Genomic DNA, 20,155 nt, shown 5'->3' with positions numbered 1-20,155 from the left:
GGTCATTCCACGCCGATACTTTACGCGCCCCTCGCCTTGCGCCAAGCGGCCGGTCTATAAGCCGAGCATGGGCTTCAATCTCGGCAAGCGGCGGGAGGATGGCGTGCCGCCGGGCGCGGCGCTTCGGCGCGGCTGGACCACGGGTGCCTGCGCCACGGCCGCCACCAAGGCCGCGCTCACCGCGCTCCTCACCGGCGATTTTCCCGATCCCGTCGAGATCACGCTGCCCAAGGGCGAGCGGCCCGGCTTCGCGCTGGCCCGCACGCATCTTAGCGCCGGCGCGGCCAGCGCCAGCATCGTCAAGGATGCGGGCGACGACCCCGACGTCACGCATCTCGCCGAGATCGTCGCCACCGTTCGTTTCACGGCGCCGGGCTCGGGCCTCCAGTTCCTCGCTGGCGAGGGCGTCGGCACGGTGACGCGGCCGGGCCTGCCGATCCCGCCCGGCGAGCCGGCGATCAACCCCGTGCCGCGCCGGCTGATGCGCGAGGTGGTGGAGGCGCTCTGCGCCGCCGAGGGCCGGGCGCCCGATGTTGAGATCACGATTTCCGTGCCGAACGGCGAGAAGCTCGCCGAGAAGACCTGGAACGGGCGGCTCGGCATTCTGGGCGGCCTGTCGATCCTCGGCACGACAGGCATCGTCCATCCCTTTTCCTGCTCGGCCTGGATTCACTCGATCCATCGCGGCATCGACGTGGCGCGGGCCGCCAACCTCTCCCGCGTCATCGCCGCGACGGGCTCGGCCAGCGAGGACGCGGCGCGCCGGCTCTATCCCGATCTGCCCGACATCGCCTGTCTCGACATGGGCGACTTTGCCGGCGGCGTTCTCAAATATCTGCGCCGGCATCCTGTGCCCACGCTGACCCTGGCGGGGGGCTTTGCCAAGCTCACCAAGCTGGCGCAGGGATCGCTCGACCTCCATTCCGGCCGGTCCCAGGTGGATTTCGCCTTTCTGGCCGAGCTCGCTGCAACGCCCGCGCTGGAGCCCGCGATCCTTTCCGCCAACACGGCCAAGGAGGCGCTGGATCTTGCCCGGGACGCGGGCGTCGATCTCGCGGGCCATGTGGCGACACGGGCGCTCGCGACGATCCGCGAGACGCTGGGCGCGGCTCCGGTGGAAGCCGAAATCCTGGTGGTGGACCGGGCCGGACAGGTGGTCGCCCGTGCCTGAGCCGCGCTTCGTGCTCCTTCTCGGCGGCACGGCGGGGGCTTCGCTCCTCGCCCGCCGGCTGCGCGCCGAGCGGCCCGATATCCGGCTTCTCCTGTCCCTGGCCGGGCGCACCTTGGCGCCCGTGCTGCCGGAGGGGGTGGAGACCCGGATCGGCGGGTTCGGCGGCGTGGAAGGGCTCGCAGACTTCGTGACCGTGGCCGGCGTCACGCATCTTCTCGATGCGACGCATCCCTACGCGGTCGGCATGTCGCGCAACGCGGCGGCGGCGGCGCGGCGTTGCGCCGTTGCGCATGCCGCCTTCCTGCGCCCGGCCTGGGAGCGGGTCGAGGGCGATCTTTGGCAAGAGGTGGATTGCCTGCGCGCGGCGCGCGATGCGCTGCCTCACGGGGCGCGGCCCTTCCTGGCCCTCGGCAGCCAGCATGTCGCGACGTTTCGCCACCGGCCGGATCTGTCGCCTGTGCTCCGCCAGGTGGACGCGCCCTCCGAGCCTCTGCCCTTTGCCGCCACGCTCATCACCGGTCGGCCCGCCGACGATCCGGCCGAGGAAGCAGCGCTGTTTCGCGCCGAGCGCGTCACGCATCTCGTCTGCCGAAACTCGGGCGGCGCGCGCGGCTATGCCAAGATCGCGGCGGCGCGCGCGCTCGGCCTTCCCGTCATCCTGATCCGCCGACCGCCCGAGCCGGACGGTCCGATCCTGCGCAGCCTCGATGCCGCGATGGCGTGGTTAGCCGGCTGATTTGGCTTTTCGGACAGGCCGCAGGATATGCGGATGGCTGGCGTCGTAGAGCTTGGAATCGACGAAGTCCTTCGCCCCCAGCGCCCGGCCGACGAAGAGAAGCGCGGTGCGGGTGAGCTTGGCCTCGCGCACGGCGCGCGCGACGGTGGAGAGCGTGGCGTGGATGAAGGCCTCGTCCGGCCAGCCGACACGATAAGCCACGATCACCGGACAGTCCGGCCCATAGGCCGGCAAGGGCGAGAGTTCCCCCTCGATATGGGCGAGGTTGCGGATGGAAAGATGGATCGCCAGCGTCGCGCCGCTGCGCCCGAGCGTCGCCAGGTCTTCACCCTCCGGCATGGCGGAGGATTTCATCGCCGTTCGGGTGACGATGATGGTCTGGCAGACTTCCGGCACGGTGAGTTCGGTGCGCAGCGCGGCGGCGGCCGCCGCGAAGGCCGGCACGCCGGGCGTCACGTCGAAGGGAATGCCGAGCGCTTCCAGCCGCCGCATCTGCTCGGCCGTCGCGCCATAGATCGACGGGTCGCCGGAATGGACGCGCGCCACATCCTCGCCCCGCCCATGGGCGGCCTGCATCTCGGCGATGATCTCGTCGAGATGCATGGGCGCGGTGTCGAGGACGCGCGCCCCCTCCGGCGCCGCTTTGACGATCTCCTCGGGCACCAGCGAGCCGGCATAAAGGCAGACCGGGCAGCGCTCGATCAGCCGCAGCCCGCGAATCGTGATGAGGTCGGCCGCGCCGGGGCCGGCGCCGATGAAATGGACGGTCATGGGGTTTCCGAGATCGTGGTGCCGGGCTTGGCGGCATAGCCGCGCGGCGTATAGGCGAAGCACCGTCCCTCGCCGGAGGTGAAGGCGCGTGTGTTGGAGGAGCCGACCACCACGACGGTCAGCATGTCGACCTCGTCCACGTCGAGATCGGACAGGTCCACGATGCGCACCTTTTCCTGGGGCCGCCCGAGATTGGTGGCGAGCACGACGGGCGTGTCGCGCGGCCGGTGCTGGAGCAGCACGTCGCGCGCATGGGCGAGCTGCGTGCGCCGGCGCTTGGAGACGGGATTGTAGAAGGCGATCACGAAATCGCCCCTTGCTGCCGCCTTCACCCGGCGCTGGATGTCCTCCCAGGGGGTCAGGAGGTCGGAGAGCGAGATGGTGCAGAAGTCGTGGCCGAGCGGGGCGCCGGCGCGGGCCGCCGCCGCCTGCAGCGCCGAAATGCCGGGCGAGACTTCGACGGCGATGCGCCGCGCTCCGTCCGACACGCCGCCCCGGTCCATCAGTTCGAAGACCAGCGTCGCCATGGCATAGATGCCGGCATCGCCCGAGCAGACCAAGGCGACGGTGCGGCCTTCGGCGGCGAGTTCCATCGCATGGCGCACCCGCGCCTCTTCGGCGCCAAGGTCGAAATCGTGCCGCGCCTTGCCGCGCGTGAGCGGGCCGAGCAGGTCGAGATAAAGGGAATAGCCGACGAGATCGGTGCTGCTTGCGACCATGCGCGAGACCTCTGGCGAGCGCCAGGCGTCCGACCCCGGCCCGATGCCGACCACGAACAGCGTGCCCCGTGCCCGGCCGATCGCTTCCGCAGCCAGCGGGCGCGGCGCGCGGGCGAGCGCGGCCGTGGCGCGGGCGGATTTGCGCTTGGGGGCCACGAGTTCGCCCCCCTCGCCCGCGCCGGCCAGCGCCGCGCCTTCGGCGACGCCGTGGCAGCCCGTTTCGCGGAACACGATCTCGGACGGGTTGGCAAGGCGTGGCGTCTCGCGCTCCAGGGTCGAGGCGTCGAAGAAGCGGGCCGGCACGCCGAAATGCGCGGCGACGGCATGGACGGCGGGCTCGTCGGCCTTCAGGTCCAGCGAGGCGACAGCGGCGAGCGACAGGGGCGAGAGGCCGGCTTGCGCCAGCGTCGCTTCGGCCAGCGCCACGGCTTCCTCCGGCGGGGCGCCGCGCTCCGCGCCGATCCCCAACACCAGAACGCGCGGGCGGTAGAGAAGCTCGGCCGGGCGGGGTGCGCGGGCGTCCGTGGAAACGGTGAGCGCGATGCGCGCGTCGTCCGCGACCGGGATCGCCGAGCCCGTGAGCCACTCCGCCTCGCCCTCGATCCAGGCTTCCTCGCCGGCCACGAGATCGGCCATCACGGCTTTGGCCTGTTCGGGGTTTTCGAGGAGATAGCCCTCCGGCGGCGCGTCGAGCGCGACGCCGAAGCGCAGGTCCCCCGCCGTCGTGACGGCGGCAAACCCGCCGGTGACCTCCGCCACGCGCCGCGCCCAGTCGTTCGCCCCGCGATGGCCGCCGAGGAGCGGCACGACGCAGGAGCCATCCTCCGCGATGCTCAGAACCGGGGGCTCGGCGCGCTTGTCGCCGAGATGGGGCGCGAGAAGGCGGATCAGCGCGCCGCTCGCCATCAGCGCCAGGATCGGCCGCCCGGCCGCGAAGAGGGCGCCAAGATGCGCGGCGAGATCGGAAATGTCGTGGTCGGTGCCGGAAAGGCGCGGTGCGAAGCCATGGATTTCGCCGCCCAGCGCCGCGCGCAGCCGCGTCGCCAAGGCCAGAGACGCCGGCGAAAGGCAGAGAAAGACGGGGTCGCTCATGGTCGCTCGCTTGCCAGGATCGCGGGCTCGGCGCCCTTGTAGAGAAGAATCAGCGCGAAATAGGGGGCGGTCTCGCCGGTTTCGGCGAGGGGCAGAAGGTGCTCGCCGCCCTGCGTCACGCGCTCGGCATAGAGCGCGCCGGCCATGAGCCCCATCTCGGCCAGGAGCGCCTTCACCCGCCCGAAATGCCGCCCGAGCTTCAGGATCGCGACGCTCTCCGCCGCCTCGATGGCCGGGCGAAGCGCGGCATCCGGCAGGGTCGCGGGCAGCACGGCGAATCGGTCGTTGCGGACAGCCAGCGGACGGCGCAGGGCGGCGGCGGCGGCCATGACGGAGGAAACGCCGGGCACGATCTCGGTGGCGAAGCGCGGCGACAGGCGGGCGAAGAGATGGAGAAACGAGCCGTAGAAGAACGGGTCGCCCTCGCAGAGCACGGCGACGTCGCGCCCGGCCTCCAGATGGGCTGCGATCTCGGGCGCGGCGGCGTCGTAGCCGCCCTGCCCGGGCGCGCGGTCCACCGCCATGCAAAGGCCGATCGGCAGTTCCACCTGTCCGCCCGGCAGATGCGGCGCGGCAATGGTGCGGGCGAGCGAGGGCGCGCCGTCCGGCGCGGGATAGGCGATGACGGGCACGCGCTGGAGAAGGCGATGGGCCTTCAGCGTGAGCAATTCGGGATCGCCGGGGCCGAGCCCGATTCCATAGAGCGTGCCGCTCATCCGCGCGCGCCTTTCGTGAGACACCAGTGAAGAACCGGCATGGCGGGGCGCCAGCCGCGAAACGGGCCGACCGGCGCTGCATGGTCCACCGAGATGCGCAGGAGATCGCCCCCCTGCTCGGCATGGAGCGCCAGGAGGATAGCCTCCGATTCCAGCGTCACGGCATGGGCGACGAGCCGCCCGCCGGGCTTCAGCCGCGCGAAGGCGGGGGCGAAGACGCCCTCCGTCAACCCGCCGCCGAGGAACACGGCGTCCGGCGCCGGCAAAGCGTCGAAGGCTTCCGGCGCGCGCCTCTCGACGATGGCGATGCCGGGAGCTGCGAGCCGGCGGCGGTTTTCGCGGATGAAGGCGAGGCGCTCGGGGTTCGGCTCGATGGCCAGCGCCCGCGCGCCGCTGGCGCTGCGGCACCATTCCACCGCGATGGCGCCCGAGCCCGAGCCAACATCCCAGAGAAGTTCGCCGGCGCGCGGGCTGAGCGCCGCCAGCGCCAGCGCGCGCAACACGCGCTTGGTCATCTTGCCGTCGTGCCGAAAGGCGTCGTCCGGCAGGCCGGGGCCGGGCGGCCAGAGTTGGGCGCCCTCCGTGGCGCGGCATTCCACGGCGATCGTGTTCAGGGCGGCGATGTCGATGAGATCGAAGCGCTCCGCCACGCTCCCTCGCACGCACTCCGCCGCCCCGCCGAGATGTTCCAGCACCTGGAGGTCGCTGGCGCCATAGCCGGCGTCCACGAGACAGGCCGCCAGCGCGGCGGGGGACGCGCCGTCCTCCGACAGCACGAGAAGCCGGCGCCCTTCGACGAAATCGGCGGCGACCTGTTCCACCGGCCTTCCATGCACGGTGCGGCAGAGGCAGTCCTCCAGCGCCCAGCCGAGCTTTGCCGCGGCCAGCGAGAAGGCGGAGGGCGCGGGCCAGACCCGAAACTCGTCGGTGGACAGGACGCTGCGCAGCCATTTGGCCGGGCCGAACCAGGACGGATCGCCCGTCGCCAGCACCACGGACCGCCGCCCGCGCGCGGCCAGGAGATCGGCCGCGCTGTCCGCGAAGGGCGAGCGCCAAGTTTGGCGCTCGGCCGGGTGCGCGGACGCCAACATGGCAAGATGCCGCTGCCCGCCGAAGACGACTTCGGCCTGCGCCAAGCGCTCGGCCGCCTCGGGCGCGAGCGTCGCCAGGCCGCCGTCGCCAACGCCGATCAGGTCGAGCCAGGGCGCGCTCATGCCGGGCGGCCCGGGGTAAGCGGGTACGGAGAATGCGAGGAGTCGGTCGGCCCGGAGCTTTGGTCGTTCGGGGCGAACGGACTCCCTCCCCCATGGCCACCCATCACGGCTCGCCTCGTCGGTGCGTCGGACCAAGCACTCCCTTTCATCGCAGCCGTGCGCTCGGGTCGCACGTTGAAGAGAGCGAGGTGGCGCGTTCCGCCCGAAGCCTCGAACAGAACTGCGGTCACTCGGACCTCCGCACGGTACGAGGCGCAACGGAAGTTTCGCTGGGAAGTCAGCCGCGAGAGATGGTAAGGCGCGGCAAGCGGGCGCCCCTGGTCACCCCGCTCGAACGCGCCGGCAAACCGCAGCCCGGACCGACGGCTTTCCGCGAAGACAGGCATGGATATAGATCGCCTCGCCTCGCGCGCGCCAAGAGCGTTGGCTGGGACGGAAGCCTTAAGCGAAGGCGCGTTCATACGAGCCGTCCTTCGCCCTTGGCGGAGGCCGAGCTGCCGTCGCAGGGCGGTCGTACGGCTTGGTTATCAGGAGCAAGGGCAGCGCTCTGCCCTTCGCCCCCGTCCTGCCCGGCCACCGATGCCGCTCCGGCCTCGGCTCCCGCGTCCGATTGCGGACGTTCCGTCCAGCCGCCCAAGGGCTCGGCGCCCGTCGCAAGGCCTGTGGCGAGGGCGTTCACCGCCGCCGCCGCCAGCGCGCTGCCGCCGCGCCGGCCGAGAAGCGTGGCGAAGGGCACGCCGCGCGGGCCGGCGAAGAGTTCGGCCTTGGATTCGGCCGCGCCGACGAAGCCCACGGGAAAGCCGAGGATCGCGGCGGGCGGCTCCACGCCCTCATCCAGAAGTTCCAGAAGGCGGAACAGCGCGGTCGGCGCGTTGCCGATGGCGACCACCGCGCCCGAGAGCTCGCCCCGCTCCACCCAGAGATCGACCTGGGCGGCCGATCGCGTCGTGCCGAGCCGGGCCGCGAGCGGCGCCACCTCCGGCTCGTTCAGCCGGCAAAGCACGGCATTGCCGGCCGGCAGGTGCCGGCGGATCACGCCATGCGCGACCATTTCAGCATCCACCAGGATCGGCGCCCCGGCGGCCAGCGCCGCGCGGCCCGCCGCCACGGCGTCCACCGACAAGCGCAGATCCTCGATGATCTCGACCATGCCGCAGCTATGGGCGAGGCGGATCGCGAGCGTCTGCGCGCCCTCTGGCAGCCGCGCCAGCAACGGTGCCGCCTCGCGCCGGATCGTGGCGAAGCTCGCTTCGTAGATGGCGGCGGGGTCTCTGACATAGTCCAGCGCCATGGCCCGGCCTCAGGACTTCAGCGAACGCGGCCCGAGCGGATGGTCGGCATGGGGATAGGGGTGGTGCGTGTGCGCATGGCCGTGGCCGTGGCCGTGGCCGTGGCCGTGGCCGTGGCCGTGGCCGTGGCCGTGGGAATGCGCATGGTCGTGGTCATGCGGGTGGCCGTGGTCATGCCCATGGGCATGGTCGTGCGCATGGTCGTGGGAGTGGTCATGCGCATGCGGGTGATAGTGCCCGTGCGCGTGAGGATGGTCGTGGTCGTGACCATGATCATGCCCGTGCCCGTGGCTATGACCATGGTCGTGCCCCGCGCCGCCATGGGAATGATCGTGCGTCGTCGCCACTTCGGCCGGAGCGTCCGCAGGGCCCGTGCCGATGCCCTCGACGTGGTGGTGGTGGCTTTCCTGCGGCAGGCCGACCTCCGCTTCGAAGCCCAGAACCTGCTCGCGATATTTGCACATCTGGCAGTTCATGTTGTTCGTGCCTTCGAGGATCTCGTTCAAACGGTCCACGAAGGTTTCGACCACGAGGTCGTGGGCATCGAGATAGCCGGCTTTCAGGAAGCGGACGTCCGGCATGGCGGCGGCCACCTTGTCGGTCGCCGCATAGATGCGGTCCACCAGGATGCCGGTGAACAGGAAATAGGGAAACACCACGATGCGCTTGTAGCCGAGGCGCGAGACATGGGTCAGCGCCGGCTCGACCAGCGGGAAGGTGACGCCGGAATAGGCCGTCTCGCCCCAGCCGAAGCCGAGCCCTTCCCAGAGCATGCGCATGACCTTGGCGACGTTGGAATTGGCGTCGGGGTCGGACGCCCCGCGCCCCACCACCACCAGCATCGTGTCGTGCAGCGGCTCGCCGTCGCGCCAGCCGTCGGCCCGCAGCGCCTCGCGGATGCGCTCGCCGGCGGCGCGGATCATCTTCGGATCGATGCCGAGCTCGCGCCCATAGGTGATGGCGACATCGTTCGCCGCCGCATAGGTGTTGAGCACGGACGGAATGTCGTTCTTGGCGTGGCCGGCGGCGAACAGCATGCCCGGCAGCGCCAGGATATGGTCCGCCCCCTTCTCGCGCAGCGCGTCGAGCCCGGTGCGGATGATGGGCGTGGCGAATTCGAGATAGCCGTAGTCCACCTCCCAGTCGGGCAGGCGGCGGGCGATCTTCTCGGCGAGGCCGCGAAATTCCTCCACCGCGCCGCGATCGCGCGAGCCGTGGCCGCACAGCATGAGAGCCTTCATCGGACTGATCCTCCGTCACGTTGTTGCGCCGGAGAACGGGCCTCGCCCTGGGGCGACGCGCCGCGTCCGACAGTTTCCGCTTCGCGCCCCCGGTTTGGGTCGGCCGTCCTGGAATCGCTTTTGCAAGAGCCCCGCCGAGATCGTCCCGGGCGAGGCACCGTCAGGCCAGCGCCTTAAAGCCGGGATGGTCCGCCACGTCAAACCGGGCGTCGCTCGGGTCGCGCGATCGGGCGCATCTCAGCGCGCGGAAACGCGATGTCCCGCGCCGCCGGGCGGACTTGCCAGCGGGTCCGCCTTTGCCGCAAACCGCGCCTCAAGCCATCCCGCCGAATCGGTGAAGGACTCCCCGCTTGAACGCCTCGCTCGCCTTCGTCCGCCTCAACCGGCGCTGGCTCGCCGCCGGCTTTCTGCTTCTGTTCGCGTCCTCCTTCGGCCAGAGCTTCTTCGTTTCGCTGTCGGGCGGCGAGATCCGGCGTGCCTTCGCCCTGTCCAACGGCGATTTCGGGCTGCTCTACATGGGCGTCACGCTGGCCGGGGCGCTGGCGCTGGCTTTCGTGGGCCCGGTCGTGGACCGCTGGTCGGCGCGGTGGTCGGCAATGCTGGCGGTTTGGGCTCTCGCCCTCGGCGCGCTGCTTCTGGCGCTGGCCCCCGGCCCCGTCGCGCTTGCCGCCGCCCTGTTTTTCCTGCGCCTGTTCGGCCAGGGCTTCTGCGTCCATGCCGCCTATACGCTGCTCGGGCGCTGGTTCGGACCGGGGCGGGCGGAAGGGCGCGGGCGCGCCGTGTCGCTGGCCTCGCTGGGGCTGAACGCGGGCCAGGCGGTGCTGCCGCCGATTTTCGCCTTCGCGATGGCGCCGCTCGGCTGGCGCGGCGTCTGGGGCGCGGTGGCGGCGCTGCTCGTGCTTCTCGCCGTTCCGCTGGCCGCCGTCCTGTTCACGCGCGAGCGCCGCCCGGCCGAGGCGCCCGGCGGCAGCGAAGCCATGGCCGGCTGGACGCGGCGCGAAGCGCTGCGCGATCCGCTCTTCCCGCTTCTGCTGCTGGCCATGCTGCCGCCGGCCTTCATCTCCAACACGATCCTGTTCCACCAAGCCTATCTCGGCGAGCTGCGCGGCTGGTCGCCCGGCCTCTTCGCCTCCGCCCTGCCGCTCTATGCGCTGACGACGCTGGGCTCCCTGCTTCTGGCGGGCTGGTGCGTGGACAAGCGCTCGGCGCGCGCCTTCCTGCCGCTCTACCTCCTCCCGCTCGGCCTCGGCTGCCTCGTTCTCGGCCAGGTGGAAGGCCCCCGCGCCGCCTTCCTGTTCCTCGTCCTCTACGGTCTCAGCGACGGCTTCTCGCTGACGCTCTTAGGAACGCTCTGGCCCGAGGTCTACGGCACGCGGCACCTGGGCGCGATCCGCTCGGCCATCGTGCCGCTCATGGTGCTGGCCGCAGCCCTCGGTCCGGGTCTCGGCGGCGTCCTGATCGACCGGGGCGTCTCCTATCCCCTGATCCTCACGCTCCTCGGCCTCTACTGCCTCGCCGTCTCGGCTCTCATGGTCCCGGTCGTGCGACGGTTGAAGCGACGCGCGCTCGAACCGCAGAGTGGATCGTCGCGGCCCGTTCTGGCAGACTAGCCCTTCACGGCGATTCCGCTCCGCTCCACGATGCGCTAGGGCTCGGGCTCGTTTTCTTCCCCGCCCGCCGGACGCGCCCATGCCTCTCGATCTCGTCTTCCTGCTTCTTGTCGGCGCGGCGTTTCTGGCCGGGTTCATCGACGCCATCGCCGGCGGCGGGGGCATGATCACCGTGCCGGCGCTGCTTCTGGGGGGCGTCGATCCCTTGACCGCGCTCGGCACCAACAAGCTGCAGTCGCTCTTCGGCTCGGGCTCGGCCACCATCGCCTATGCGCGCAAGGGCCATGTGAAGCTCGGCACGCTCCTGCCCGCCGGGCTGCTTTCGGCGGCGGGCTCGGCCGGGGGCGCGCTGCTTGCCACCGCGCTGCCGCTCGACCTGCTTCGAACCCTCCTGCCCTTTCTCCTGATCGCCATCGCGCTCTATTTCGCCTTCAAGCCGGGCCTGTCGGACGTCGACCGCGAGCGCCGCATCTCGCCCCGTCGCTTCGCGCTCGTCGTAGTGCCGCTGATCGGCGCCTATGACGGCTTGTTCGGGCCGGGCACGGGCTCGTTCTTCATGCTCGCCTTCGTCGGTCTTGCCGGCTACGGCGTCCTCAAGGCCACCGCCCACACCAAGTTCCTGAACTTCGCCTCCAATGTCGGCGGCTTCCTCGTCTTCGCGAGCGTGGGAACGATCCACTGGCAGCTCGGCTTCGCCATGGGCCTTGCGCAGTTCATCGGCGCGCGCGTCGGCGCGGCCTCCGCCATGCGCTTCGGCTCCAAGTTGATCCGCCCGCTTCTGGTCACGGTCTGCATCGCGCTCGCCGTGCGCCTGCTCTGGGCATGAGCACAGGGGTGAGGCCGACCCCGGCCCTGATGCTCCAGGGCACGGGCTCGGACGTCGGCAAGAGCGTGCTCGTCGCAGGGCTTTGCCGGCTGTTCCGCAATCGGGGGCTGACGGTTCGCCCCTTCAAGCCGCAGAACATGAGCAACAACGCCGCCGTCGCCCGCATTCCGGAGAGCGGCGAATGGGGCGAGATCGGCCGGGCACAGTGGCTGCAGGCGCTGGCTTGTGGCGCCGAGCCCAGCGTCCACATGAACCCGGTTCTTCTGAAGCCCCAGTCCGAGACCGGCTCGCAGATCGTGGTGCAGGGCCGCGTCGCGGGCGCCGCGCGCGGCGCCGATTATCAGCGCCTCAAGCCGGCGCTGCTCGGCCGCGTGCTCGAGAGTTTCGCGCGCCTGGAGGCGGAGGCCGACCTCGTTCTGGTGGAGGGCGCGGGCTCGCCCGCCGAGATCAACCTGCGGGCCGGCGACATCGCCAATATGGGCTTTGCCCGGGCCGCCGGCGTGCCCGTGGTGCTGGTCGGCGACATCGACCGGGGCGGCGTCATCGCCTCGCTGGTCGGCACCCACACGATCCTGCCGCCCGAGGATCTGGCGCCGATCCGGGGCTTTCTCGTCAACAAGTTCCGGGGCGATCCGACCCTGTTCGAGGACGGGCTCGCCGCGATCACGCGCTTCACCGGCTGGCCGAGCTTCGGCGTCGTGCCCTGGCTGACGGAGGCGAGCCGCCTGCCGGCGGAGGATTCGGTGGCGCTGGAAGCGCGGCGGCCGCCCAGTGAAGGCACGGCCCGCCTTCTCGTCGCCGTGCCCGTGCTGGAGCGCATTGCCAATTTCGACGATCTCGACCCGCTCGCCGCCGAGCCCGGCGTCGAGGTGCGCTTCGTGCGCCCCGGCGAGGCGCTGCCGCCTGACGCGGGGCTCGTCGTCCTGCCCGGCACGAAGTCCACGATCGCCGATCTCCTGGCGTTTCGCCGCAACGGCTGGGACGCCGATCTCAAGCGCCACCACGCGCGCGGCGGGCGCATTCTCGGCCTGTGCGGGGGCTACCAGATGCTGGGCCGGCGCATCCGCGACCCCAACGGCGTCGATGGCGCGATCCCGGAGGCCGAGGGGCTCGGCCTTCTCGACGTCGAAACCGTGATGCAGGGGCCGAAGACCGTGCGCGCCGCCAGCGGCACCTCGCCCGACGGCTTGGCGCTCGAGGGCTACGAGATCCATATGGGCGCGACGGCGGGGCCGGACCGCGAGCGCCCCTTCGCCACGCTTCTCGGCCGGCCGGAGGGCGCGCGCAGCGCCGACGGGCAGGTCGAGGGGACCTATCTCCACGGCGTCTTCGGCTCCGACCCCTGGCGCCGCCACCTGCTCCAGAGCCTTGGCCTGTCCGGCCCCGAGACCGCCTACCGCGCCGGCATCGAGGCCGCGCTCGACGCCATCGCCGCCCGGCTGGAACAGCATCTCGACGCCGATGCGCTCCTGCGCCTGGCGCAGCGCGCGGGCGACTGACCTAAAGGGCCGAAGCGCCTCGCTGGGCATGCCGAAAGCATCGCGCTTCCAGACAGCTTCCCTGCCATCCGCCCCGGCTCACGCCCGCCGGATCGGGCGGCCTCCAGATTGCCGGAACATTGCCGAATCCAGACGGGAAATTCACTCGACTTCCCGGCCGAGGTTTTTAGAAGCGTTCCAAAGAATGGATTCAAGGGACAATCCGATGCCGACGCATTCGCCTTGGGTGGACGATCCAGAGGGCTACGGCCGGGTCAGCCGCATGCTCCATTGGGGCATGGCGCTGCTTCTCGTCTGGCAGCTTCTGTCGGCGGTGGTGCGGGCCGTCGCCGAGCATTCGCCGCTCGACGCCTTCTTCTGGAGCACGCATGTCGGGACCGGCTTCACCATCGCGTGGCTGGCCATTCTGCGCGGGGCCTGGGGGCTGGCCAACCTGCGCCGCCGCCCCGCGACGGAGGGGCCGGCCCTCCTGCGCAAAGCCGCCGCGCTCGGCCATATCGCGCTCTACGGGCTTTTGATCCTCGTTCCCGCTCTCGGCATTCTGCGCGCCTTCGGCAAGGGCCGCGACCTCACGATCTACGGCCACCAGGTCTTCGCGCCGGTGACACCGGGTCCCAACGCCGCTCTCGGCTCCTTCGCCGGCGAAGTCCACGAGTTTCTCGGCTGGACCCTCTTCGCCCTCATCGCCGGCCACATCGCCATGGCGCTCTGGCACGGCTTCGTGCGGCGCGACGGGACGCTCGGCTCCATGACGCGCGGTCCCGCCGCGCGCCGCCTCGCCGCGCGGGGGTAAAGCGGGGTGCCTCGCCTATGGGGAAGCGCGTCCGCGCCCCTCACTCGCCTTCGAGATAGGCCTTGAAGCGCGGCGCCCAGGTCGGCTCCCAGCGCGACAGCGGCGGGCGGTTGTCGGCGACGTCGGCGGCGGCCCAGCGGATGCGCTTCTCGTCGGTCTCGCGCGTGGTCTCGTTGTCGGGGCAGAGAATGTAGAAGTCGCCGGCCTCCAGCCGCTCCAGCATGAAGTCCACGGTCTCTTCCGGCGTCCAGGCGCCGGCGGGCTTCTCGGTCCGGTCGCGGCGGGTCAGATCGGTCCAGACGAAGCCGGGGATCAGCAGCGCGGCCTCGACGCGGTTGTCCGGCCGGTTCCGCAGCTCGTGCTGGAGCGCCTCAGTCAGAACCTTCACCCCGGCCTTGGACACGTTGTAGGCGGGGTCGCCCGGCGGCGTGGTGATGCCCTGCTTGGAGCCGGTGTTGATGATGAGGCCGGGCTGGCCGTGCGCCAGCATGCCGGGGCCGAAAATGCGCGTGCCGTTGATGACGCCGCCCAGATTGATCGACAACACCGCGTCCCACGCGTCCTGATCCCCGAAGATCGAGGAGCCCGGCTGGATGCCGGCATTGTTCATGAGGACATGAACGGGGCCGAGCGTGTCCGCCACATGCTGAGCGGTCTTGGCGAGGCCGGCCCGGTCGCTGACGTCGCAGGCCGCGGCGAGAACGCGCCCTTCCTCGCCGCCCGCCAGCTCGCTCAAGGCCTCGTGAGCGCGGACCAGTTCGTCCATGCGCCGATCGACCACGGCGACCTTGAGCCCCATGGCGACGAAGCGCTTGGCGGCGGCAAAGCCGATGCCCGTCGCGCCGCCGATCACGACGGCGGTGTGGAGGGGTGCGATGGCGGGGTGGTGCATGGGGGTCTCCCGGCGGTTCGAAGCGTCGAAAAGGGAGATAGCAGCCCCACGCCCCAAGGCGAAAGCGGCAAAGACGCCGCGACATTTTGACGGGACGGGCCGAGAAGGCTCGTCACCTACGCTCAAAGTCGCGTGCGATGGATTGACGCCCCGGAGCGCGGACGCCACCCTATGTCACCCATACAGCCCTTTGCTTCGCGCCTTTTCGGATTGCCGCCCTTCGTGATTCTCGACCTTCATTCCGCGTCTCGGCACGAGCTCCTGGCCGAAATCGAGCGCCTGCAAGGTCTGATCGCCTCCGTGCCGCTCGCCCCGCTGCTGCCAGATGGAGAGAGCCAGAACGACCAGATGCGCGAAATCGCCGAGATGCGGGCGGAGGCCGCGAGCTATCTGAGGGCCGCGCGCCGGCTGGCGCGCGAAGGCCACGACGCGCCCGAGCCGCGCTCCGCCTTGAGCGGCGGAGCCGAGCGCGAGCCGGCGGAGGCGGGCGATCTCGCCTCCCGGCTTCGCCGCAGCGAGGCGGCGCGCCTCATGTCGGAGGAGCGCTTGGCGCTGGCCTTCGAGGCGTCGGGCTCGCTCGGCTGGTGGGATTGGGACCTTGCGGCCGACCGGGTCTATGCCGGCCCCTATTTCGCGGGAATGTTCGGCGTCGACGCCGAGGAGGCCGAAGCCGGGGTGCCGATCCAGCTGTTCGTGGAGGGCATCCACCCCGAGGATCGGCCGCGCGTGTCGGAGGCGATCGCGACGGCGGTGTCGAAGGGCAGCGATTTCAGCGAGGACTATCGCCTGCTCAGCAAGAGTTCGGGCAACGTGACCTGGGTCCACGCGCGCGGTCGCGCCTTCAACGACGCGACCGGCCGCCCCTTGCGCTTTCCGGGCGTGGCGATCGACACCACGGCCTATCGCGAGGGCGAGGCGCGCAAGGCGGCTCTGGTGGATCTCGGCGAGCGGCTGCGCGAGCTTCACGATGTCGGCGAGATCGCCTTCGCGGCCGCCGAGGCCATGGCGAGCCAGCTTCGCGCGAGCCGCGCCGGCTTCGGCGTGGTGGACCCGGTCCAGGAAACGGTGATCATGCAGCCCGACTGGCGCCTGCCGGGCACGGCCAGCATCGCCGGTCTGCATCATTTCCGCGACTACGGCTCCTTCATCGACGACCTGAAGCGCGGCGAGACGGTGATCATCGAGGACGTGTCGGCCGATCCGCGCACGGCGCTCCACCGCGCCTCGCTGGAGACGATCGGCATCCGCGTCCTTCTCAACGTGCCGATCATCGAGCACGGACAGTTCTCGGCGGTGATCTTCGTCCACTACGACCAGCCGCACCAGTTTTCCGAGGCCGATCTTCGCTTCGTGCGGGCGGTGGGCGACCGCGCCCATGCCGAGATCGGGCGCAGCCGCGCCGAAGAGCGCGAGCGGATGCTCAACCACGAGCTGAGCCATCGGCTGAAGAACACGCTCGCCATGGTGCAGGCGATCGCGTCGCAAACGCTGCGCAACGCGCCCGACATGCTGACCGCGCGCGAAACGCTGGGCAACCGGCTCGCCGCGCTCAGTCGCGCGCACGACCTGCTTCTGGGCCGCAGCCAGGACACGGCCGACATCCGCACCGTGGTGGGCGACACGCTGGCGCTTCACGACGACGGGCAGAACCGCATCCGCCTCGGCGGCCCAGCCATCGAGATCGGCTCGGACGCGGCGCTGTCGCTTGCGCTGATCCTACACGAACTCGCCACCAACGCCGTGAAATACGGCGCCCTGTCCGTGCCCGAAGGCGGGGTGGATCTGTCCTGGAGCACGGGTGTTCTGGACGGCGCGCCGGTGTTCCGCCTCGTTTGGCGGGAGCGCGGCGGGCCGCCCGTCCTGGCGCCGAGCCGCCGGGGCTTCGGTTCGCGGCTGATCGAGCGCGGCCTGCCCGGCTCGGTCGGCGGCAGCGTCGAGCACAGTTTCGAGCCCACGGGCCTCCAATGCCGGATCGAGGCGCCGCTCGCGGCCATTCGCAGCCCGCAGGTCTGAAGGCGTCTCGCGGGCATTCCAGCCTTGCCGTCGCTGATTTCGGAGGCTGATTCGAACCGGCGGACCAATGCGGACCGACACAGAAAAATGGCGATTCGAAGCAAGTCGTTGGCTGGGTTCGTAGACTGGAAACCTTTCCGGTGTTCGCGCCTTTATCGGACATGAGCACGCCAGCAAAACATGCCGTTGCCCTCGTCGCCGAGGATGAACCCCTCCTGCGCATGGAGGCCGTCGACCTCCTGGAGGACGCCGGCTTCACCGTGCTGGAAGCCGCCAACACGACCCAGGCTCTCCGCCATCTGGCGGACACCGAAACCATCGAACTGCTCTACACAGACATCGAGATGCCCGGCCCGATCGACGGGATCGATCTGGCGCGCCAGGTCGCCGCGCGCTGGCCGCAGGTGTCGATCGTGGTCTGCTCCGGCCGGGTTCAGCCGGACGCGAGCGACCTGCCCCGGCAGGCGCGCTTCCTGCCCAAGCCTGTCAGTTCGGCCCTGATCCTCAGCGCCTTGGAAAAGGCGATGCCGACCGGCTGACAGGCGAATGCGCCGCCTGGCTGGCATGAGCCGGACGGCGCATCCGCAGCTTGACGAGATGACCGACTGCCCGCTGCCCTTCGCCGGCGATCCCCCTGAATCGTTTGACTTGAGGCCCAGGGGGGTTATCCTCCCGCGCTGGATGGTCCCGCGGCGCGACATGCGTGCGCGGGCTAAGAGGGAATGCGAAGGGCCGACTTAAACCAAGGGCCCGGATCGCAGCCGACCCCGCGACTGTAGAGCGGCGAGGTTTCTCCACCGGCGGTCTTTCCGCCGGAAACGCCACTGGGCCTTGCGACCCGGGAAGGCAGGAGAGGACCCGTGACCCGCGAGCCAGGAGACCTGCCATCCCTTGCGAAGGCGGCCATGTCGGCCGCCGTCACGGAGGTTGATGCCATGATCCGAACCGCCGCACCGGCCGTTCCCCACACCGACGCACCGGCGCAGACGCGCCTCCTCGTCGCCGCTTTCGCCCTGTCGCTCGGCGCATTCCTTGTCTGGGGCGCGGGCTTTGCCAGCGCCGACGCGCTGCACGACACCGCGCACGACGCCCGCCACGCCATGGGCCTTCCCTGCCACTGACGCCTCCCCGCTCCGTCGCACCGCGTCTCGCCGGCCGACGCTGAACCCGGATTCGTCTCGTCTTTTCGGACGCGCGCTCGCTCGCCAGCGAGGCGCCGTCCGCGCGCAGGATTTCGCCCATGCTCACCCGCACCCTTTCGGCCGCGATCTTCGCCGGCCTTTTCGCCGGCTTGCTCGTCACGCCCGTTCAGCAGGCCAAGCTCGTTCCCTTGATCCTCGCGGCGGAAGTCTACGAGGAAGGCGGCGCGCCCGCCGGCCACGACCATGCCGCCAGCCTAGCCCTCGTCTCCCCCGCGCTCGCCCATTCCGGCCACGAGGGCGGCGAGACGACGACGCTGGTGGAAAGCCGTACCGGCGGCTCGATCCTGGCCAATCTCGTGCTCGGCTGCGGCTTCGCGCTCTTGCTCGCCGCCGCAAGCCTTGCCGCCAACCGGCCGATCACCTTTCGCAACGGCGCGCTCTGGGGCTTGGCCGGCTTCGGCGCCGTGACGCTCGCGCCCGCGCTCGGCTTGCCGCCGGAGCTTCCCGCCATGCCGGCCGCCGATCTGGCCGCGCGCCAGCTCTGGTGGCTCGCCACCGTCGGCGCATCCGTGGCCGGGCTCTGGCTGGTCGTTCTGCGCGGCTCCACCGCCGCCCGGCTCGCGGGCCTCGCGCTTCTCGTCGCGCCGCATCTCTTCGCCGCGCCCCATCCCGCCGATCTGGCCAGCCCCATTCCGCCGACGCTGGCGGCCGAGTTCGCCGTCGCCTCGCTCGCCGTCTCGGCCCTGTTCTGGGTGCTGATCGGGCTCGGCGCCGGGCTCGCCAGCGATCGGCTGGTGCGAAACGAGCGCCGGGCCGCGGCCCTCTCGGCGTGAGCGTTCACTTCGTTCTCGGCGGCGCGCGCTCGGGCAAGAGCCACCATGCCGAAACCCTCGTCATGGCCTCCGGCCTCCAGCCCGTCTATCTCGCGACGGGCCAGGCCTTCGATACCGAGATGGAGGAGCGCATCGCCCATCACCAAGCGCGCCGCCCCGCGCCCTGGCTGACGGTGGAGGAGCCGCTGGATCTCGCCGGCGCGCTGCGGCGCGAGGCAGGCGAGGGCCGCGCCCTCCTGGTGGACTGCCTGACGCTCTGGCTCAGCAATCTCCTCCTCGGCGAGGCCGACATTCCGGCCGAGGCGGCGCGCCTGTGCGAGACGCTGCGCGGCCCCCTGCCCGGTTTCGTGGTGCTCGTTTCCAACGAGGTCGGCCTATCCATCGTCCCCGAAAACAAGCTCGCCCGGCGCTTTCGCGACGAGGCCGGGCGTCTTCACCAACAGATCGCAGCGCTGGCAGACCGCGTCACCTTCGTCGCCGCCGGCCTGCCCCTCCCTCTCAAAGGCTGATCCCATGCGCAAGATTCCCGCCACCGTCGTCACCGGCTTTCTCGGCGCCGGCAAGACCACGCTGATCCGCAACCTCCTGCAGAATGCCGAGGGCCGGCGCATCGCCCTCGTCATCAACGAGTTCGGCGATCTCGGCGTCGACGGTGACATCCTGAAAGGTTGCGGCGTGGAGACCTGCCGCGAGGAGGATGTGGTCGAACTCACCAATGGCTGCATCTGCTGCACGGTCGCCGACGACTTCATCCCCACCATGGAAAAGCTGCTGGAGCACGCGGACCGGCTCGACCATATCGTGATCGAGACCTCCGGCCTCGCGCTGCCGCAGCCGCTGGTGGCCGCCTTCAACTGGCCCGAGGTGAAGGCCCGCGTCACCGTGGACGGCGTCGTCACCGTGATCGATGCGGCGGCGGTTGCGGCCGGGCGCTTCGCCGATGACGAAGCGAAGGTTCAGGCGCAGCGCGAGGCCGACGAGAGCCTCGACCACGACAACCCGCTGGAAGAGCTGTTCGAGGACCAGATCCGGGCCGCCGACCTTCTCGTCCTGTCCAAGGCCGATCTCGTCTCGGACGAGGAACTGGCGCGCGTGCGCGAGGAGGTGACACTTGTCGCCGGGCGCAAGCTCGCCCTCGTGACGGCAAGCCAGGGCAAGCTACCGGCCGACGTGCTTCTGGGCCTTGCCAGCGGTACGGAGGACCATATCCACGAGCGCCGCTCGCATCACGAGATCGAGCACGAGGGCGGCGTGGCGCATGACCACGACGATTTCGAGAGCCTCGTGGTGGAGACTGGCCCGCTCGCTTCGCCCGACCGGTTCGTTGACGGGCTGAAGGGTCTGATCGCCGCGCACGACATCCTGCGCCTCAAGGGCTTCGCGGCCGTCGAAGGCAAGGCGGCGCGGCTTCTCGTGCAGGCCGTCGGCGGGCGCGTCGAGGCCTATTACGATCGGCCCTTCGCGCCCGGCGAAGCGCGCGCGACCCGTCTCGTGGTGATCGGCCTGCACGACGCGATCGAGGAAAACGAGGGGGCGATCCGCGCCGCCATCGCCGCGCTCGCCTCCACTGAAGCCCAGGCGGCGGCGGAGTAAGCGGC

At 70.8% G+C, this 20,155-nt stretch carries 19 protein-coding genes and 1 riboswitch; of the genes, 12 read left to right on the top strand and 7 right to left on the bottom strand.

The genetic code is table 11. From position 1 onward, the window contains the following. The first annotated feature begins 67 nt into the window (after positions 1 to 67). Entirely contained in the window at positions 68 to 1,171 is a 1,104-nt protein-coding gene (locus AUL32_RS13405) for a cobalt-precorrin-5B (C(1))-methyltransferase (protein WP_062115806.1), read from the top strand. Beyond that, positions 1,164 to 1,907, top strand: a complete 744-nt coding sequence (locus AUL32_RS13400; protein WP_062115803.1) for a cobalt-precorrin-6A reductase — start codon at positions 1,164 to 1,166, stop codon at positions 1,905 to 1,907. Before AUL32_RS13405 ends, AUL32_RS13400 begins: the two co-directional genes overlap by 8 nt. Here the strand turns inward: AUL32_RS13400 and cobM are convergent. The 6 genes from cobM to AUL32_RS13370 form a co-directional block, all read right to left on the bottom strand. Then, positions 1,896 to 2,678, bottom strand: a complete 783-nt coding sequence (gene cobM, locus AUL32_RS13395) for a precorrin-4 C(11)-methyltransferase (RefSeq protein WP_062115801.1) — start codon at positions 2,676 to 2,678, stop codon at positions 1,896 to 1,898. The two genes, AUL32_RS13400 and cobM, sit on opposite strands and share 12 nt — an antisense overlap. Beyond that, on the bottom strand, positions 2,675 to 4,489 hold the full coding sequence (gene cobJ / locus AUL32_RS13390; protein WP_062115798.1) for a precorrin-3B C(17)-methyltransferase: 1,815 nt from the start codon (positions 4,487 to 4,489) through the stop codon (positions 2,675 to 2,677). The genes cobM and cobJ overlap by 4 nt, the downstream gene beginning before the upstream one ends. Further along, positions 4,486 to 5,205: a precorrin-2 C(20)-methyltransferase gene (cobI, locus tag AUL32_RS13385; protein WP_062115795.1), complete on the bottom strand. Its 720-nt coding sequence runs from the start codon at positions 5,203 to 5,205 to the stop codon at positions 4,486 to 4,488. Before cobI ends, cobJ begins: the two co-directional genes overlap by 4 nt. Beyond that, complete coding sequence (locus AUL32_RS13380) at positions 5,202 to 6,419, bottom strand: bifunctional cobalt-precorrin-7 (C(5))-methyltransferase/cobalt-precorrin-6B (C(15))-methyltransferase (RefSeq protein ID WP_062115792.1); 1,218 nt, start codon at positions 6,417 to 6,419, stop codon at positions 5,202 to 5,204. The genes cobI and AUL32_RS13380 overlap by 4 nt, the downstream gene beginning before the upstream one ends. A gap of 457 nt (positions 6,420 to 6,876) precedes the next feature. Next, a complete protein-coding gene (locus AUL32_RS13375; protein WP_244497864.1) occupies positions 6,877 to 7,710 on the bottom strand; it encodes a precorrin-8X methylmutase in 834 nt (277 codons plus the stop codon). 9 nt (positions 7,711 to 7,719) lie between these two features. Then, a complete protein-coding gene (locus AUL32_RS13370; protein WP_062115789.1) occupies positions 7,720 to 8,949 on the bottom strand; it encodes a sirohydrochlorin chelatase in 1,230 nt (409 codons plus the stop codon). Positions 8,950 to 9,299: 350 nt separating this feature from the next. Between AUL32_RS13370 and AUL32_RS13365 the strand changes: the two genes are divergently transcribed. From AUL32_RS13365 to AUL32_RS13350, 4 genes are all read left to right on the top strand, one after another. After that, a complete protein-coding gene (locus AUL32_RS13365; protein ID WP_062115786.1) occupies positions 9,300 to 10,559 on the top strand; it encodes an MFS transporter in 1,260 nt (419 codons plus the stop codon). Between the two features lie 79 nt (positions 10,560 to 10,638). Next, positions 10,639 to 11,385 (top strand): TSUP family transporter, encoded by a 747-nt coding sequence (locus AUL32_RS13360; RefSeq protein ID WP_062115782.1) that lies wholly within the window; start codon positions 10,639 to 10,641, stop codon positions 11,383 to 11,385. Positions 11,386 to 11,414: 29 nt separating this feature from the next. Further along, positions 11,415 to 12,884 (top strand): cobyric acid synthase, encoded by a 1,470-nt coding sequence (locus tag AUL32_RS13355; RefSeq protein WP_244497866.1) that lies wholly within the window; start codon positions 11,415 to 11,417, stop codon positions 12,882 to 12,884. Positions 12,885 to 13,089: 205 nt separating this feature from the next. Then, complete coding sequence (locus AUL32_RS13350) at positions 13,090 to 13,677, top strand: cytochrome b (RefSeq protein ID WP_062115776.1); 588 nt, start codon at positions 13,090 to 13,092, stop codon at positions 13,675 to 13,677. A gap of 40 nt (positions 13,678 to 13,717) precedes the next feature. Here AUL32_RS13350 and AUL32_RS13345 read toward each other — a convergent pair whose 3' ends face one another. Next, a complete protein-coding gene (locus AUL32_RS13345) occupies positions 13,718 to 14,569 on the bottom strand; it encodes an SDR family NAD(P)-dependent oxidoreductase (protein WP_061973597.1) in 852 nt (283 codons plus the stop codon). Between the two features lie 222 nt (positions 14,570 to 14,791). Between AUL32_RS13345 and AUL32_RS13340 the strand changes: the two genes are divergently transcribed. The 6 genes from AUL32_RS13340 to cobW all read left to right on the top strand — a co-directional run bounded on the left by AUL32_RS13340 (position 14,792) and on the right by cobW (position 20,150). Further along, the gene (locus AUL32_RS13340) at positions 14,792 to 16,582 is read left to right on the top strand and encodes a sensor histidine kinase (protein WP_192847464.1); all 1,791 of its coding nucleotides are present in this window, start codon (positions 14,792 to 14,794) and stop codon (positions 16,580 to 16,582) included. Positions 16,583 to 16,743: 161 nt separating this feature from the next. After that, complete coding sequence (locus AUL32_RS13335) at positions 16,744 to 17,121, top strand: response regulator (protein ID WP_082639148.1); 378 nt, start codon at positions 16,744 to 16,746, stop codon at positions 17,119 to 17,121. 126 nt (positions 17,122 to 17,247) lie between these two features. Continuing rightward, positions 17,248 to 17,485, top strand: a riboswitch (cobalamin riboswitch). Then, entirely contained in the window at positions 17,443 to 17,703 is a 261-nt protein-coding gene (locus AUL32_RS26285) for a CbtB domain-containing protein (protein WP_280137584.1), read from the top strand. (Overlaps the previous riboswitch by 43 nt.) A 119-nt stretch (positions 17,704 to 17,822) precedes the next feature. After that, the gene (locus tag AUL32_RS13325; RefSeq protein ID WP_082659647.1) at positions 17,823 to 18,557 is read left to right on the top strand and encodes a CbtA family protein; all 735 of its coding nucleotides are present in this window, start codon (positions 17,823 to 17,825) and stop codon (positions 18,555 to 18,557) included. Next, positions 18,554 to 19,066 (top strand): bifunctional adenosylcobinamide kinase/adenosylcobinamide-phosphate guanylyltransferase, encoded by a 513-nt coding sequence (gene cobU / locus AUL32_RS13320; protein WP_062115769.1) that lies wholly within the window; start codon positions 18,554 to 18,556, stop codon positions 19,064 to 19,066. The genes AUL32_RS13325 and cobU overlap by 4 nt, the downstream gene beginning before the upstream one ends. 4 nt (positions 19,067 to 19,070) lie before the next feature. Next, positions 19,071 to 20,150 carry a cobalamin biosynthesis protein CobW gene (gene cobW / locus AUL32_RS13315; RefSeq protein WP_062115766.1) on the top strand — a complete coding sequence of 360 codons (1,080 nt, stop codon included), beginning with the start codon at positions 19,071 to 19,073 and terminating at the stop codon, positions 20,148 to 20,150. Positions 20,151 to 20,155 lie beyond the last annotated feature (5 nt).

Source organism: Aureimonas sp. AU40 (assembly GCF_001463785.1).
In the GTDB taxonomy this organism is placed as follows: domain Bacteria; phylum Pseudomonadota; class Alphaproteobacteria; order Rhizobiales; family Rhizobiaceae; genus Aureimonas.
Note: the sequence above shows the minus strand (reverse complement) of the source record. Positions and strands in the feature narration are given on the sequence as shown.

Coding starts and splice junctions, on each gene's coding strand:
- AUL32_RS13345 (WP_061973597.1), bottom strand. CDS start 14,569: ATGCACCACCCCGCCATCGCACCCCTCCACACCGCCGTCGTGATCGGC.
- AUL32_RS13360 (WP_062115782.1), top strand. CDS start 10,639: ATGCCTCTCGATCTCGTCTTCCTGCTTCTTGTCGGCGCGGCGTTTCTG.
- cobW (WP_062115766.1), top strand. CDS start 19,071: ATGCGCAAGATTCCCGCCACCGTCGTCACCGGCTTTCTCGGCGCCGGC.
- AUL32_RS13335 (WP_082639148.1), top strand. CDS start 16,744: ATGAGCACGCCAGCAAAACATGCCGTTGCCCTCGTCGCCGAGGATGAA.
- AUL32_RS13355 (WP_244497866.1), top strand. CDS start 11,415: ATGCTCCAGGGCACGGGCTCGGACGTCGGCAAGAGCGTGCTCGTCGCA.
- AUL32_RS13380 (WP_062115792.1), bottom strand. CDS start 6,419: ATGAGCGCGCCCTGGCTCGACCTGATCGGCGTTGGCGACGGCGGCCTG.
- AUL32_RS13350 (WP_062115776.1), top strand. CDS start 13,090: ATGCCGACGCATTCGCCTTGGGTGGACGATCCAGAGGGCTACGGCCGG.
- AUL32_RS13375 (WP_244497864.1), bottom strand. CDS start 7,710: ATGGCGCTGGACTATGTCAGAGACCCCGCCGCCATCTACGAAGCGAGC.
- AUL32_RS13325 (WP_082659647.1), top strand. CDS start 17,823: ATGCTCACCCGCACCCTTTCGGCCGCGATCTTCGCCGGCCTTTTCGCC.
- cobM (WP_062115801.1), bottom strand. CDS start 2,678: ATGACCGTCCATTTCATCGGCGCCGGCCCCGGCGCGGCCGACCTCATC.
- AUL32_RS13405 (WP_062115806.1), top strand. CDS start 68: ATGGGCTTCAATCTCGGCAAGCGGCGGGAGGATGGCGTGCCGCCGGGC.
- cobI (WP_062115795.1), bottom strand. CDS start 5,205: ATGAGCGGCACGCTCTATGGAATCGGGCTCGGCCCCGGCGATCCCGAA.
- cobJ (WP_062115798.1), bottom strand. CDS start 4,489: ATGAGCGACCCCGTCTTTCTCTGCCTTTCGCCGGCGTCTCTGGCCTTG.
- AUL32_RS13370 (WP_062115789.1), bottom strand. CDS start 8,949: ATGAAGGCTCTCATGCTGTGCGGCCACGGCTCGCGCGATCGCGGCGCG.